Source organism: Streptomyces sp. NPDC053069 (genome assembly GCF_044546895.1).
In the GTDB taxonomy this organism is placed as follows: domain Bacteria; phylum Actinomycetota; class Actinomycetes; order Streptomycetales; family Streptomycetaceae; genus Streptomyces.
Map to the genome: position 1 here is coordinate 142,129 of NZ_JBITZN010000022.1, position 14,523 is coordinate 156,651.

The following is a 14,523-nucleotide window of genomic DNA, read 5'->3' on the forward strand; positions in this document are numbered from 1 at the left end:
CCAGCACCAGCACCGGCCCAACGGCCCTCAGACGACGTCGAATTCGTTGCCCTCGGGGTCCTGCAGGGCGGCGGCGTAGAGTCCCATGTCCGGCTCATCCTTGATCCGCAGCACGGTGGCACCAGCTGTGACCAGCCGTTCCACCGTAGCCATGACCCGCTGTGTGCGGACGTCCAGCGGGACGTCACGGCCCCCACCGACCTTCAGGTCGAAGTGCCACCGGTTCTTGGCGACCTTCGGCTCCGGAACCTGCTGGAACCACACCCTCGGCCCACGTCCCGCGGGATCGATGATCGACTCCGGAATATCCCCGGCACCGGTCGGCAACTCTGCCTCAGGCACCCCCATCGCCGCCCAGTAAGCACGCCACGTGGGGTGCCCGACCGGCGGAGGCTCAGGCACGTAGCCCAGGGCCTCGGCCCAGAAAGACACCATTCTCTGCGGATCGGAGCAGTCGATCGTCAGCTGCACTGTCATCTCCATGCTTGGAGCATCCCAGGCAGGTCTGACAGACGATCGAACTTTCGCAACACGCGCTAGGCAGGCAACACAGGTCGCGCTCAGGACGCCTACTCAAAGCACGCGGATGACCTGGACTGCTACACGCCACCCTGGTTCCGTCACCTCGGGATCCGCATTTCGTCGGTTCAGCCTCTTCCCAAGCGAGGCTCGTACCATTGGCTTCTGGTGGCAGGTCAGCAGAAGTTGCGGTAGGAAAGTTCCGGGAGGTACTCCTTCCACTCGGCGCGCGTCAGCCCGCCGCCGGTACGGCGACAGGTCTGTACCGCGATGGAGGACAGGTCGGCGGGATAGCCGTGCAGCGGCACATACCGGCCCGACGTTCGAAGCGTTCTGCCGTCTGCATCGAAACCCACGGCCAGGATGGGTTCGTTCGCTGTAGGCAGCGCGGAGCCGAGCCGCTGGCCGGAAGGGACGTCCCACAATTGGAGCGTGCCGTCGCTGCCGCCTACCGCGAGGGTGTGGCTGTCGGGAGAGAAACCCAGGGCCCGAACGGTTGACCCGGAGTCCAGCTCCGCATCGGTGAAGGTGCCGGCCATGGCTGCGAGGCGGTGCGTGGCCCGGTTGTCCCAGAGGGTCACCCGGCCTGACTGGTCGCCGGCGGCGAGGTAGCGGCCGTCCGGGCTGAAGGCCAGCGCCGTGGTGAAGGCCTGCGTCAGTCGACGGCTGACGATGTGTTGCGAGGCAAGATCGACTATGTGTCCGTCCGAGGTGGCGAAGGACTTGCCGCCAGGTTGGAAGGCCAACACATCACCGCCGACAGACAGCGTCCCGGTTCTCCTGCCGCGTGCGATGTTCCAGATCTCAGTGTGGTAATCGGCCTTCATCCGGGAGATCAGCAGAGTGCGGCCGTCCGGGCTGAGGGCGAGGGCATGGATGATGCCTCGGGCATTGATGGAAAGGCCGAGATTCAGGGTGGCACGGACACGGTGGCGCTGGATGTCCCACACGATGGCCTGCAGTGTGGCGTGTGAGTCCTCGCCGACCCTGGTCACGTAGGCGAATGTCTTGGCGTCAGAGCTGAAGGTCATCAGATCTCCACAGCCTGGCGCACTGTGTACTGGATCGTCAGGGTCTCTTGGGCAGGAGCTGTTGCCGGTGAAGTCGGCCGATCCGCGACCGGTCCTGGCGTCCACCAGCTGGAAGTGGCTTGCATCGCTGCTGTGCCACATCCTTCCAAGCGTCCGGCCGTCGGGGCTGATCTGGGCCTCCTCCGACGGTTTGTCGGCCCAGCCGGGGGCGGACGCGTCGCGCGCCGACACGGCGCGCATCAGCCTGCCCGTGGCCGAATCGTTCTCTCCTGTCTGCGTGAGGTAGCGAACAGTACGGCCGTCCGGGTCCAGGCCGAACTGTGTGACACCGACGAGGCCAGAAGGAACGGATGGCAGTGGGTAGCGGAAGACCGGCCCGGGTGCGCCGGCTGACAACCTCCACAGCCGGACCTCGTGATCGCTGGAGGTCGCCACGAAGCGGCCGTCCTGACTGAATGCCATGTTCGTGATGTCGGAGGAGCCTTCCACGTTCTCGTCACCGAAGCGGCTGGGGACGGCATAGGTCTTGGGAGCGGCGGACCCTGCGGCAGCGAGGTTCCACAGGCGCAGTCCGCCGTCGGGCATGGCGGCCACCATCTGGTGGCTGTCCGGGCTGAACAGGGCGGTGACGCATCCGCCGTCGCGGGGAGCCTTGGGGGCGCCGGGCATGGGCAGTGTGCGGTGCCGCGCCAGGTCCCACACCTGCAGCGGCCGACCTGTCTCGCACACAGCGGCCAGGCGGTCGTCGGGACTGATAATGGCGCCCTGGACACGCCGCCCCTGTCGCTCGAACAGCAGCCGGTGCCGTCGCCAGTCCCACACTTGGACACGGGGGATGTCACCGGCGATGTCAGCGACATCGAGTGTGCGCCCGCTGGGACCGAACTCCGCGGATCCGCCGGTGTGGAGTTCTCCGGATCCGCTGCTGTGCAGGGGGATGGCGGCCCCTACGTACCGGCCCGCGGCAATGTCCCACACCTGGGCGCTGTCCGACCCCACCATCAGCAGGTGCCGTCCATCGGCGCTGACGCCACTCGCATCGACAGCCCCATCGTCTCCCGGGCCACGGAAGGTTCCAGTCCTGCGGTGTGTTCTGACATCCCAGCGCACGAGGCGTGCGCTTTCGACGACCAACAGGGTGCGGGTGTCGGCGCTGAGGAAGTACTGGCTGTCCTCGTCGCCGAAGGGGGCGAAGGCGTCTTCCTCCTTTTGGGCTTGGGCACCGATGAGGGCGGAACGGGTCTCGATCGTGTCGGCGATCCGCCAGGAGGCGACGCTGAGCCGCATGGCCGTGACCGGGTCGGTGTAGCGCAGGCTCTGCGCGAGGGCGGCGATTCTGCGGGCAGTGGCCTGGGTGCGCTGCACGGCGTTCGTCTGGCTCTGCTGCCAAGCGATCGACCCGGCTGTCAGAGCCAGTGTGACCAGAGCGCACAGGATGGCCGCCAGGATGCGGGGGCGCGTACGCTCACGGCGTCGGGCTTGCAGGCTGGTGGAGAGGAACGCGCCCTCCAGGGCCGTCAGGGTCTGTTCCCGGTCCTGGGCGGGGAACGCCTCTTCCGTGGCGGCCAGGAGCGTGCCCCGGTACAGGGCACCGGGATCGCGGTCCAGCGCGTCCCAGGCGGCGGCGGCCTCCGTCAGCCGCCGATGGGCACGCAGCCGCTCACGATCGGTGTCGATCCAGCTCCTCAGACGAGGCCAGGCGCTGATGAGCGCCTCGTGAGCAAGGTCGACCTGCTCGTCGTCCACAGTGAGCAGCCGAGCACGGGTCAACTCCTCGATGACCGTCGCGGTGTCGGTGACCTCACCGAAACCGAACTCCTCACGGTGGGCGGGTCTGCGGGTGTCGGGGGCGCCGTCTCCCGGGGTGACCAGACGCAGCAGGATCCGGCGTGCGAGATCGGCCTGCGCCGGCGTCAGCCGGTCGTGGATGTCTTCGGCGGTACGGGTGATAGCACCGTGCAGGCCGCCGACGGACTCATAGGCCTCCAGAGTGAGGACTCGGCCCTTGCGGCGCCGCCAGGTTTCCAGCAGGGCGTGGGACATCAGGGGCAGTGCGCCGGGTTCGTCTTCGACCTCGTCGAGGATGCGGGCGGTCAGGGCACGTTCCACGATCATCCCCGCGCTCTGGGCGGGTTTGGTGACGGCCTCGCGTAGCTCGGCGCGGCTCATGGGGCCGGCCAGCACGGTCGCGTCCTGTAACGCGGCGGTCAGTTCGTGGTGTTCGGCGCAATGGCCGAGGAAGTCGGCCCGCACGGCGATGACGACGCGCAGATGACTCGCGGCATCGGTGGCGGTCAGGAGTCGGTCGATGAACCGGTGGCGCTCGGCCGGGTCGTGGCAGAGGGTGTAGAGCTCTTCGAACTGGTCCACGATCAGCCATGTGTCCCCGTCGCCGTCCTTCGGGGTCAGCCGCTGTTCGTGGGTGCGCAGGGGGTGCTCGCCAGGGGTGAGGACGCGCAGCGCGGCCGGCTGTGCGGTGGCCTGGTCCGGGTTGCGGAGGCGGGGGATGAGACCGGCGCGCAGCAGGGAGGATTTTCCGCTGCCTGAGGGGCCGAACACCGCGCTGAACCGACGGGAACGGGTCAGCGCGAGCAGGCGGTCGGTGAGCTCATCGCGGCCGAAGAACAGGTCGGCGTCGCCAGGCTCGAAGCGGGCCAGGCCTCGATACGGTGGCGCAGCATCCTCACTCTCGGTACGCGGCTCGGCCGCCGCCTCCGCAGCCGCCTCACGCCACCGCGCCTCCCACTCCTCCAGGTCGCCGCTGCAGGCCTGGACGTAGGCGAGGACAACAGGGAGGGTGGGCAACCGCTCGCCGCCGGCAGCCTGGGACAACGTGCTCGCACCCTGCCCTGTGCGCTGTGCCATCACCCGGTAGGTCGGACTCCCGGCCTCCGCCCGGAGTTTGCGTAATTCGGCAGCGAACCGCGCAACCGGTCCCGCACTGGGATCGAGTGGGCTCTCAGGACGTCCTGCCATCGACGGCTCACCCCTCTGGTCGCTCGCCTCCCCCGTGGATGCGGCGATCACCCGGACGCTACGCACGCCCGAGGAGAAGAGCAAACGACGGGCGTCTTCTTTGGTCAGCTTCGTGCGCCGTGCCGTGACCTGCACTGTCTCCATTGATCCGGGTGGCGGAGCCGGCTGTCTATTCAATTCTCCTGCTGCGAAGGTCGTGTTCGTACGGCCCGGACCTGCACGTCACGTCCGGCTGCTCAACGGTCGCCATCAACACACGCGGCCCTCCCGGCAGCCGGCAGCCCCATCGAAGGAGAAAATGGTGCAGATCACCATCATCAGCAAGCCGACCGCATCGGCCGTGGCCGCCCTGGCCCTGAGCAGCGGCCTGGCCACGGCGTCCACGCAGCCCGCACATGCGACGTCCGCATCGCCCACGGCCGTCAAGTATTACTACGGCGTACGGCAGATCCAGACCGACGACGGGCGGTGCACCGCCCAGCTCGACGCCAAGAAGACGGCACCCGGGCACTGGTTCGTGCGGGCATCGTTCTACAACATGTCGGGCGGCGGAGTCGCAGGCTGCTCCTATTACCTGTGGCGCAAGAAGGGCAACGGAGCCTATTGGAGTCTGTCGCACGCGAGTCTGCGACGGAACTCCAGCCACCAGACCGCCTGGTACTGGGACGGGCCCCGCTACCGCGTAATGATGACAATCAACGACGGTGACGGGGACGTGGACAGCAAGCCGTACTGACCGGCTGCAATGGGTGCGCCACCGCGCCCACGTGGTCCTCCACGGCGCAGACGTCACCTCGGGGCCTCTAACACCTCCATCCGCAAGAACGCCTACGAGTTCTCGGCCACCACCCGCTCGTACTGACCCATCCCGGGCGGGCGGCCCGTTGTTACGGGCGATTGATCGCCGGGTTGGGCTGCTGGCCGGCACGAGGGGAGCGGCCAGCAGCCCGCCCTGGTGACCAGGACGATACCCACCGCTCACCGACGGCGCAGATCTGCTTTCTGCAGTCGACACGCCTCGCTGCGCGCCCGAACTGCGGTCCAGCCGTGATGAGGACGCCGGGGACAGGTTGTCCTGCCCGGGTGACAGGGCCGAGGTCGAACGACGCAGACCGCCCCAAGACCGAGCCGGTCGGCCGCCGTGAGCAACCTGAGTGCGCCGTGCGGTGCGGTGCCAGTGAAAGGAGCACAGGAATGCTTTCCACGGTGCGCAGCAGTTTTGCGCTCGCCGCGACCACCCTTGCCCTGACCGGCGGTCTTGCCGTCGCCGGCCCCGGACACGCCGATGTGCATGGCGCGCAGTCCGCGACCGACCGGGCCTCGGCCGTGCTGTCGTTGACCGACGCCTCGGCCGCCAGTTCCAGGAAGATCCGTATCAGGGGTACGCAGGTGGCCCTGAGGGAGTGCCCGCGCACGAGTTGCCGGGTGGATACGAGGGTGTCCCACACGACCGTGCGGGCGTACTGCCAGACCAACCAGCGCACCAGCAAGGTCTCGGGAAACAAGTGGTGGACGAAGGCCACCCTGCTGTCCGGCAGCGACCCAGCCTGGGTGAGCAACCACTACGTGCACACAGCGGCACCCAAGGTGCCCCGTCTGCCGAGCTGCTGACAGCGGACCGCCAAACCGCTACCAGCTGTACCACAGGAGACAGACATGCCCACGCCGTTCCGCCGTACCCGAGCCCTCAGCATCCTGGCCCTGGCCGCCGGACTGCTCCTCACCGCCCCCGTGACGGCTGCTCACGCAGCCGTCGGCAGCCACGCGGCCAAGCCGACGGCTCAAGCAGCCGACGTTCACTCCTGCACCTACCGCTCCACCGTCGGCTTTACGTGCGACTACTACTACGGCACCGCGACCATCAGCGAGGGAAGCTCCAACGCCGCTGCTGTCAGGGAAATCCAGGACATCATCAACCAGCACACGGACTACCCCGTCTTGCTGTCCGTCGACGGCAGCTTCGGCCCCAACACCCTCACGGCTGTCGAGTGGCTCCAGCGCCAGCACCACATTGCCGGCGGCGCGGACGGCATCGTCGGCAGCCACACCTGGGAGTACCTGCGCCGCTGACCGGCACCCGGCACAGCCGACATCCAATGCGGCCCGTCGATCACGGCATCCCAACCTGACAGGCGCGCCGGCACGATCGCGATCACCAGACGGCGGCGGCCGGGCACCGTACGCCGCCCCGCCCGGCGCCGCCCCGCTCATACCCACATGCCGCCGGGGTGGGGGCGCACAGCAGACGAGCAGCTCACAGACGCTGACGCCGCGTCCGGAGCGGCCTTCGCCCACGAGGATCGCACCCCACCATGCGCATCACGACACACAGACACAACGGGAGGCAGCTCGTGATGATCACAAGGAAGATGTCGGCCAGGGCATGGAGGAGATTCCGCCTCTCTCCTGGAGTGAAGACCAGCCTGGCCACTGCGGTGACGGCCACCGCCACCCTGCTGATCGGCACGTCGGCGGTCACAGCCGCGGCACCTAGGACGACGGCCGGCAGCCAGACGATGGCCAGCACGTGCGACCCCAGCGTCAACCCCAACCGCTACATCCTCCGCAGCAGGCGGCACAACGGCCCTGCGACAAGGATCGGCAACGCTCGGATACGGCTGCGCTACGGCGAGCGACCGGGAGGGCCGCGCTACTACCGGGCCACGATCACCGGCGCCAGCGGGGCGACACGGTCACCCTCTACTGGGACATCGACCACGGCTCCTGGCGGAACAGCGGCGCCTGCTCGGCGACCGTGCACTCGAGAAGCGCGCAGAACACCCGGGCCGTCAAGGCCGTGGGTGTCCGGCACAGCAGCAGCTCCAGCGCCCCGCCTATCCGTATATCTGATCAAGGACGACCAGGGCCCTTGCGCCCGGGCCTCCTCCAACGGGCCTCCTCCAAGTGGTGACCCGCAGACGACACCAGTCGGCCGGGGCTGCACCAGCCCGTCCGGTGTCGCCCCGGCCTCGCGGCCCATGCAGCACGCGCTGACCAGGTACGACCACGACTACGTACGACCACGTTTGAAAGGAGCCTGGGCATGAACCCCCGCAGCCACGGTGCCAAGGGTGCGAAGGTGCTGGACTTCGAGGAGTACGTCCGTACGCGGCACGACGCTCTGCTGCGCAGCGCTCGGCGCCTGGTCGGCGACCCGCTCGAGGCCCAGGATCTGCTGCAGACCGCGCTGTTACGCACGTACCACCGGTGGGACCGCATAGCGGACAAGCAACTCGCCGACGCCTATGTGCGCCGCGTCATGATCAACATTCGCACGGAGTGGTGGCGGGCCCGCAAACTGGAGGAGCTCCCCACCGAACAGCTGCCGAACGTATCCATCGAGGACTCGGCCGAGCAGCACGCCGACCACGCGCTGCTGATGGATGTCATCAAGACGCTGGCACCCCAACAGCGCAGCGTCGTGGTGCTGCGCCACTGGGAGCAGATGTCCACGGAGGAGACGGCCGTCGCCCTGGGCATGGCGCGTGGAACGGTCAAGAGCACTCTGCATCGTGCGCTCGCCCGGCTCCATCAGGAGTTGCAGCGCCGCGACCCCGACTCCGCTTCGGCACCAGCCGCTGGCCGTGGATGCCCGGAGGCTGTCCGCCGGGCACAATGACGCTCCAGGGGTGGCCGGATTCCGTCCTTCCCCACAACATCCGAGCGACGCGAGAGACAGGAGTCGGGCTGCGAGCATCGACGCCGAGTACTCCCTGGTACCCGCCTGCCAGGCGCAGGTGTTCGTGCGGGACGGAAGGGGTGGTCGAGGTACGGGATCCAGACCATCCCGATGCGGAAGCGCTGGCCGTCGTCGACGCCGGCTCGGCGCACGACGAGTCCCCGTTCGCTGGGGCCGGTCACCGGGCTCGTCGAGCGCGACTGGCTGCTTGACCGGTACGCCGGAGACGTGCCCGGCTGGACCAGCGACGGCCACGACCGATGGACCGGTACGCGCTACACGCGGAGGTCATGACAGCAGCAGCAACAGACGTGATGTCGTCGTCGGCGCGTCCGCAGTGCGAGGCGCCCGACCTGGCCCGGACGTTATTCAGCGGCCCCGGGGCGAGGGCTTGCGTTGGGAATACCTGAGGCGTCTTCTCACTGGGCGGCCGGCGGAATCCCTCGGCGTCTGTGATCTCGAAGTGGCAGGATCGGCTGATGGCTGTTGATCCGTTGCTGAAGCAGGCTCAGGGCGTGTGGGAGACGCTGGCTGCTGTGCCGGTGTCGTTTCCCCCGGTGGGGGGCCTGGACGTGGTCGCGTCGCCCGACTCGCAGCTGGCTCCGCCTTCGTGGGCTGGGATTGTGGTGCTGGGCGAGTCGGCGATCGTCACGGCGCCGACCGACAGGGACGCGCGGGTTCTGCATCGGCTTCTGGCCGTGATGCCGACCAGCTCACTGACGTCTTCAGAAGCAGTTCGGGCCGTATTGCCGGTGAATGAGGTGCTCGGTCCCGCGGTCTTGGGATACGTGTCACGTGACAGTTTCCGTCCGGCGCCGGCTGACCATGCCGTTGAACGGCTTGCTCCCGGGCATCAGGACGTGATGGCGTTCCTGAAGTCGGTGTCGCCCGAGGACGCCGGTGAGAGCGCGATGGACGAGATCACCTCCGCTGCGTTCGTCGTACGCAAGGGCGCGGACGTGGTGGCTGCGGCGGGGTTTCAAGTCTGGCCGGCGGCAGCCGCCCATCTGTGCGTGCTCACCGCGCCGGAGGAAAGAGGCCGCGGGTTGGCGCGGCTGGTCGCTTCTGCGGCGGTGGCGCAGGCACTCGCTGACGGTCTGCTGCCGCAGTGGCGTGCCCGCCCGATGGCCTCCCGTAATGTCGCGCGAGCGCTGGGGTTTCGTGAGCTGGGAAGCCAGCTCAGCATCCGCTTGGACCAGGAAGAGCTTCGCAGGGAAGGCTGACCAGAGCGTGTCGCCCAGCGGCTATTTTCTTCTGGGCTGTGGAGCGAGCCAGGCGATATGACTCAGTGCCGGTGAAAGCCTCGTTGGAGGCGATCGCGATACTGCTCTTTTCCTCACGCTCAGCGACAACCGGGAGGAGCATTTCCGCGCGCGGCGGTCCAGCTCGAGGTAGCCGAGCTCGTCGATGGTCTTGCCCAGTTGCATGTCGTTTGCCGCCTCGACCAGCTCGTTCACCAAGGCTGCCGCGGTGAGCAGCGGACGCGGTAGCCGGCCCAGGCTGCGGCGGTGCCCAGCACGATCAGCAGGTGCGACGTGTCGGTGCCGGAGTCCCCGATCAGACACCGGGGGGTAGCCCTTGGCGATCCACGCGCAGGTGCGAGATTGTGGATGACCGCCGAGGTCGGGGCAAGTGAGCTGCCCAGATGCGGTGTTCGGCCCGGCGCCTGTCCCGGTCCTCGTACTCGGCCATCAACAGCTCGGAAAGGAACCCCGGCATAGGGCAGGCCTTCGCGTTGGCCCGTGCGATCGTGTCCGCGGCTTGGGCCCGCAGGTGACCAGGCGCTGAAGTTCGACCGGCTCCAGGGCCTCGACTTCCCACTGCACCGGCCGGGACAGATCCAGCTTGTATCGGCTGGCGAACCCCGGTGGCTTCAGCAGTTCGTGCGCGCCACCCAGTCGCGCTCGATGTCCGCTCCCAATGCGTCGAAGTCGCCCAGGTTTCTGCCGGCGCGGTGAGCGTGCAGTTCAAGTTCACGCGGCTCAAAAGCGGTGACTGCGAATGTCGCGGCCACAGCACGGTCAGCTTGTGCTGCTGAAGCACTCCCTTCCGGGATGCCCGAGGGAAGAGTAGTAGCACGCACGTAAGCTCGAAGGGTGAGGGGCGGCGATCATTGTTGTCGTCGTCACTTCGTCGTCGGCCCGCCGTGCTGTTTCCGCGACACTCTGGGGATGGGCGTCAGGGCTGGAGATCTCGATACGGAAGCCAGGGTGCGTGGGCCACGCGCGGATCCATCCTGCCTGGCAGCTCGGGCTGAGCCGGATTTCGAGCCGGGTGCCGTCGCCTGCCGTGTGAGAAGCAGTGGTGATGGGATCCTCACACGCCGTCGTACGCGGGTTCCGGCCTTCACACGACCGCAACTGGCATATGGGCGGACGAGCGGATGGCTGGGAAGTGGTGGTGCGAGAGGCGTGGATGACGGCGGCGGGCGTCACCATCACCGCACACAGCAGAAAGACCGCAGCCGCTGTGCCCATAGGCCGCTCGTCGATCAGAGCGGATGCCGCAAGCAGCACTCTGCGTACGCGGCTGACGTGTTGTGCGGTGGACGGGCTGTCGAGTACAGCGGCATCGACGCCGGAAGGAGATGTGGATGTTCCGTCGCTGAGCGACAGCGGTTGCCCGCGATTGCTCCAGGCCGCGTCTGCCAGCGCCCACTGCGCCAGGAGTTCGTCCTCGGAATGGTGTGCTGCCTTGCACAGGGCTTGAATGGCAGGCCGAGGTGGGAACTGCTTGCCGTTGAGGTACCGCTCCCACGACGATTTGCTGATGGCTGTCGCGTGCGCCAGTTCGGTGAGGGTGAAACCGCTGCTGTCTTTCAGATTGCGCAGGTCGGTAATGAGACGTGAGCAGGCGGCGGGAAGATCGTGAGGCAGCCCTCGCCAGCGAGGCGCGGAGTACGCCATCCTCCTGGGCCCTTCCTTCCTCATCGTCGTCTATTCCACATGCCGCAGTAACACCCATGTCTGCTCGCCGACTATCCCGTCGGCGGGGACGTGGTCCATCCGCTGCAACCGTTTGACCTCGGCCTCGGTGCGTTCACCGAAGTACCCATCCACATCGCCGGGTGACAGCTTGTGGCGCAGAAGCAGACACTGTACTTCCGCGGCGTCGGGGCCTGTCGTGTTGCGCATGACCAGGCGGGAGGCGGTGGTGCTGTTCCCGGCGAACAACTCGTCGCCGTGCCGGATGTACGTGCACGCGTACTTTCCCACGCCGGCCACGCCTGTCGCAGGGGTTTGCTCACGCCAAGGATCGGTGATCAGCAAGGCTGAGGTGATCGCGGAAATCAGCAGCGCACCCGCGGCAATGGATAGTGCAGCTACCCGGATCTCCGGCTCCGGATTCCCGTTCTGCGCTGCCGAACAGTTCTCTGCTGGTGTCACCGCAGCGGCGGTCAGGGTTCTCTGGGCGGCATCTCGTAAGGCCAGCAACGGCGTGACATCCGCACCAGCGGGAACACGTCACCCCGACTGCGTCTCTGCAGGCCACAGCCTGAGACGTCCCGAGACGTCTCAGGCTGCTCAACGCCAGTAGAAACGGCCCTGCTCATCCAGCACGCTCGTGTTGACACCAGGCGTCGGGCCCGGACACGTACGCAGCGTCAGGGCGGGTCGCCCGGAAGATCCAGGAACTCGGAAGTCGGGTAGAAGTCAGATGGGGGAAAAGTGAACGTAGGCAAGGCTCTCGCCGCATCCGTGGCAGCGGTCGCGCTGGCCACGGTCCCTGCCTTCGGTGCGGCAGCGCAGCCCGTCGGGGGAGTGCACACGACGACAGCCTCAGCCAGGGCTGCAACGCTGGCTTCGACTATCGCGAGCGCCGCAGACGGCCAGTTCAAAGGGTGGTCGTGCGGCTACAACAGTGGCCGCGGCATCGATCCAGGCCACACTGAACTCTCCAAGGTGGCCACTGACCACGCCAAGCGCTTTCAGGACAATCAGAACAATCTCCTCGACGGCTACTTGCGTAACGGCTGGTCTTCTTCGAAGGGCCGCTGGTTCGCGTGGGGCCGTGTGAAAGCGGTCTACAGTTTCGAGGGCGGCTTCTTCGTTGCAGCGGAATGGTCTGACGACGGAGGCCGTACGTATCACGCATGCGGCTGGGGCAACCGTCCCTCCTACGTTGCCTACCAGAATGTCGCCACGTACACCAAGGCGTTCGACTGGGTCAGGAACCGGTCCGCCCGCGTCTGCATCGGCTCCGGCGGAAATCCCAAGACCAACAGTGGCGGTTACTGGGTGGGCTGCACCCGCTGGTACCTGAGCTGATGGTGGGCAGAGCCAGGTAGCTGACAGCGGTCCTGTGGCGCTACGGTCTCCCTCTGACGTCCCTTCACGGGGCCAGCCGTTGTGATCGCGGTTGATCTGGCACATGAGCTCGCGGCTGGCTGCGCGGGCGGCGGCGAGGTCGGCGGTACGGGCGTCGGTGGCCACCAGGTCGGCGTGAAGCGATGCCCGGCTGACGGCCGATCCCTGGCCGCCGGGGACCGTGGGCGGCTCGGCGGCCTGTGCACCGGTTCCCCCGCCAGGACGCGGCCAGTGGGTTTCCGTACCGGTCGACCATCAGGTGGTGTTCGGATCCGGGGCGACCGCGGTCGACCGGCGGTGGTCCGACACAGTGCCCCCCTTGAGGGCCCTGACGTGGGAGCCGTCGCACGTAAAAGACGCCCGCCAATGGAATCCAGTCAGGCACCCGAAGCCGGCCTGGGCGCAGGTGTCTTCGCTCGGGCTGCGGTGGCAGCAGTGGCGCTACGCGCTACGACAGGTCATCAGGGACAAGATTGTCGGGCACCTCGCAGACCCTGCAGACGAAGATCATCGGCAACCAGCCGACACGCCCGTCTCATGCTGTAGCCCTGGCCGCAGCCACGCTGAACCACCCTCGCCGCACCTCGACCAGCAGAGGCTTCAGCGACTCCACCGCGCACCGCAAGTCCTGCTCCGTGGGATCATAAGGCTCAGGCAAACTCCGCCCATAGCAGCGCAGCCGCCAGAAATCGAAGATCTCCCTGCCGTCGGCCGCGAAGTCCACGTCGATAGGAGTAGGTACCGATTTCGCCACTTCGGCTGATGATCTGGTGCGAACGGACCAGGCTGAGCACGTTCCCTAGGGCCCGTCTTCAAACAGTGGTGTGGTTCACCTGCTGAGGCTCGCCTGGCGCAGGACGCGAGGTGTGGACACGTGGCCATCTCGAAGAACCGAGGCTTCTACAAGCACGGCGACATCGGCGGTCAGGGAACGGCTGGCGCCGTTCTCGGCCAGCCAGCGGGCTGCGGCCACGGTGCCATAGGTTGACCAGCCGCCGATGAGCACGACGCGCTTGCTCGGGTTGAGAGGGTTCGCAGCTCGGACGATATAGCCGCAATCACGTACAACTTCCCCGTCTGCGGCGTCTCCTGTGTAGGCCGTCCCCTCCCAGGTGATCGCTCCTCCGCCCAGCCGGAACGGCAACGCCTCCGTCATGGCCTCCAGGATTTGGCGGGCTGCCTCGTTGTTCTTCGGTCCGCCCAAGATGAGCAGGTCGCGCTCCATCTGGCTGCCCGGCAAGTGTGCCGACAGGCGGACCTTCTCCAAGTCGAGGTCCCGGTACGCGTGGGTAAGAGAGGGAACGAGCACGGACAGCGCCCGGACCTGTCCCAGACCGGCTACGGGTCGCTGGTAGCGTCCGGTGTCGATGTAGGAGGTGTCCAGAACGATGGAGAGCTCGCTTGCGTTCAGATAGCGCCACGTGCGACGTGCGGGCAGCCGCTGGACCACGAACCAGCGCACCAGGGTGCCGATCCCGGTAAGCACGGCGGCCACCCCTGCACTGAGAATCTGCGAGCCCACAGCCCCCGCAATAACATCCATGGCGATCTCCCCCTCCGCGCGCCCAGACCTAGCGTTCGCGGGTTGCCTGGGTCGCCCCCATTGGATCATGGGCCGTGCATCGACATGAACTCACCGACCAGGAGTGGGAATTACTCACTCCGCTGATACCCCGGGCTGGAACCGGCCGCCCCCGAGTAGACGACCGGCAGATCCTCAACGGCATGGTGTTCAAGATCCGTACCGGGATTACCTGGCGGGATCTGCCCGAACGCTTCGGTCCGTGGAAGACGGTCTACACACGCTTCTGGAGGTACGCCCTGCGAGGCGTGTTCGCCCGCGTCCTACAGCAACTCCAGGCCCGGGCGGACAAGGCCGGGAACATCGACTGGCTGGTACAGATCGATTCCACCATTGAGCGTTTTCAGTGCGGCCACTGATCGAGTGACGGGGGCGGTGTGAGGTCGGGGTGCGCAACGGACAGGGCTCCCGTGCCGTTGAGGGAGGTGT

General features: G+C 67.2%; 14 protein-coding genes. 7 read left to right on the forward strand and 7 right to left on the reverse strand.

Annotation, left to right across the window (positions count from 1 at the left end):
- Positions 1-27: 27 nt before the first annotated feature.
- Together ACIGXP_RS37090 and ACIGXP_RS37095 are read right to left on the reverse strand one after the other, a co-directional pair.
- Complete coding sequence (locus ACIGXP_RS37090) at positions 28-483, reverse strand: VOC family protein (RefSeq protein ID WP_399775995.1); 456 nt, start codon at positions 481-483, stop codon at positions 28-30.
- A gap of 212 nt (positions 484-695) precedes the next feature.
- Entirely contained in the window at positions 696-4,382 is a 3,687-nt protein-coding gene (locus ACIGXP_RS37095; RefSeq protein WP_399775997.1) for a hypothetical protein, read from the reverse strand.
- A 442-nt stretch (positions 4,383-4,824) separates the two neighbouring features.
- Here ACIGXP_RS37095 and ACIGXP_RS37100 point away from each other — a divergent pair, with 442 nt between their 5' ends.
- The 5 genes from ACIGXP_RS37100 (at position 4,825) to ACIGXP_RS37120 (ending at position 9,428) form a co-directional block, all read left to right on the forward strand.
- Positions 4,825-5,262: a hypothetical protein gene (locus ACIGXP_RS37100; RefSeq protein ID WP_399775999.1), complete on the forward strand. Its 438-nt coding sequence runs from the start codon at positions 4,825-4,827 to the stop codon at positions 5,260-5,262.
- Positions 5,263-5,720: 458 nt separating this feature from the next.
- Positions 5,721-6,137 carry a hypothetical protein gene (locus tag ACIGXP_RS37105; RefSeq protein ID WP_399776001.1) on the forward strand — a complete coding sequence of 139 codons (417 nt, stop codon included), beginning with the start codon at positions 5,721-5,723 and terminating at the stop codon, positions 6,135-6,137.
- A gap of 45 nt (positions 6,138-6,182) precedes the next feature.
- Positions 6,183-6,596 (forward strand): peptidoglycan-binding protein, encoded by a 414-nt coding sequence (locus tag ACIGXP_RS37110; protein WP_399776003.1) that lies wholly within the window; start codon positions 6,183-6,185, stop codon positions 6,594-6,596.
- A 973-nt stretch (positions 6,597-7,569) separates the two neighbouring features.
- Positions 7,570-8,145 (forward strand): SigE family RNA polymerase sigma factor, encoded by a 576-nt coding sequence (locus ACIGXP_RS37115; RefSeq protein ID WP_399776005.1) that lies wholly within the window; start codon positions 7,570-7,572, stop codon positions 8,143-8,145.
- Between the two features lie 512 nt (positions 8,146-8,657).
- Complete coding sequence (locus tag ACIGXP_RS37120) at positions 8,658-9,428, forward strand: GNAT family N-acetyltransferase (RefSeq protein WP_399776007.1); 771 nt, start codon at positions 8,658-8,660, stop codon at positions 9,426-9,428.
- Between the two features lie 650 nt (positions 9,429-10,078).
- Here the strand turns inward: ACIGXP_RS37120 and ACIGXP_RS37125 are convergent.
- Genes ACIGXP_RS37125 through ACIGXP_RS37135 form a run of 3 tightly spaced genes read right to left on the reverse strand, consistent with a single transcriptional unit; the run spans position 10,079 to position 11,591 of the window.
- Entirely contained in the window at positions 10,079-10,219 is a 141-nt protein-coding gene (locus ACIGXP_RS37125; protein WP_399776009.1) for a hypothetical protein, read from the reverse strand.
- Between the two features lie 7 nt (positions 10,220-10,226).
- Positions 10,227-11,111, reverse strand: a complete 885-nt coding sequence (locus ACIGXP_RS37130) for a DUF2690 domain-containing protein (RefSeq protein ID WP_399776011.1) — start codon at positions 11,109-11,111, stop codon at positions 10,227-10,229.
- Positions 11,112-11,141: 30 nt separating this feature from the next.
- Positions 11,142-11,591, reverse strand: coding sequence for a peptidoglycan-binding protein (locus tag ACIGXP_RS37135; RefSeq protein ID WP_399776013.1), 450 nt, complete (start codon positions 11,589-11,591; stop codon positions 11,142-11,144).
- Between the two features lie 282 nt (positions 11,592-11,873).
- Here ACIGXP_RS37135 and ACIGXP_RS37140 point away from each other — a divergent pair, with 282 nt between their 5' ends.
- Entirely contained in the window at positions 11,874-12,473 is a 600-nt protein-coding gene (locus ACIGXP_RS37140; RefSeq protein WP_399776015.1) for a hypothetical protein, read from the forward strand.
- A gap of 574 nt (positions 12,474-13,047) precedes the next feature.
- Here ACIGXP_RS37140 and ACIGXP_RS37145 read toward each other — a convergent pair.
- Both ACIGXP_RS37145 and ACIGXP_RS37150 read right to left on the reverse strand, forming a co-directional pair.
- The gene (locus ACIGXP_RS37145; protein WP_399776017.1) at positions 13,048-13,266 is read right to left on the reverse strand and encodes a DUF6896 domain-containing protein; all 219 of its coding nucleotides are present in this window, start codon (positions 13,264-13,266) and stop codon (positions 13,048-13,050) included.
- A gap of 75 nt (positions 13,267-13,341) precedes the next feature.
- Positions 13,342-14,055, reverse strand: a complete 714-nt coding sequence (locus ACIGXP_RS37150; RefSeq protein WP_399776019.1) for a hypothetical protein — start codon at positions 14,053-14,055, stop codon at positions 13,342-13,344.
- 74 nt (positions 14,056-14,129) lie between these two features.
- Here ACIGXP_RS37150 and ACIGXP_RS37155 point away from each other — a divergent pair, with 74 nt between their 5' ends.
- A complete protein-coding gene (locus ACIGXP_RS37155; RefSeq protein WP_399776021.1) occupies positions 14,130-14,453 on the forward strand; it encodes a transposase in 324 nt (107 codons plus the stop codon).
- Positions 14,454-14,523 lie beyond the last annotated feature (70 nt).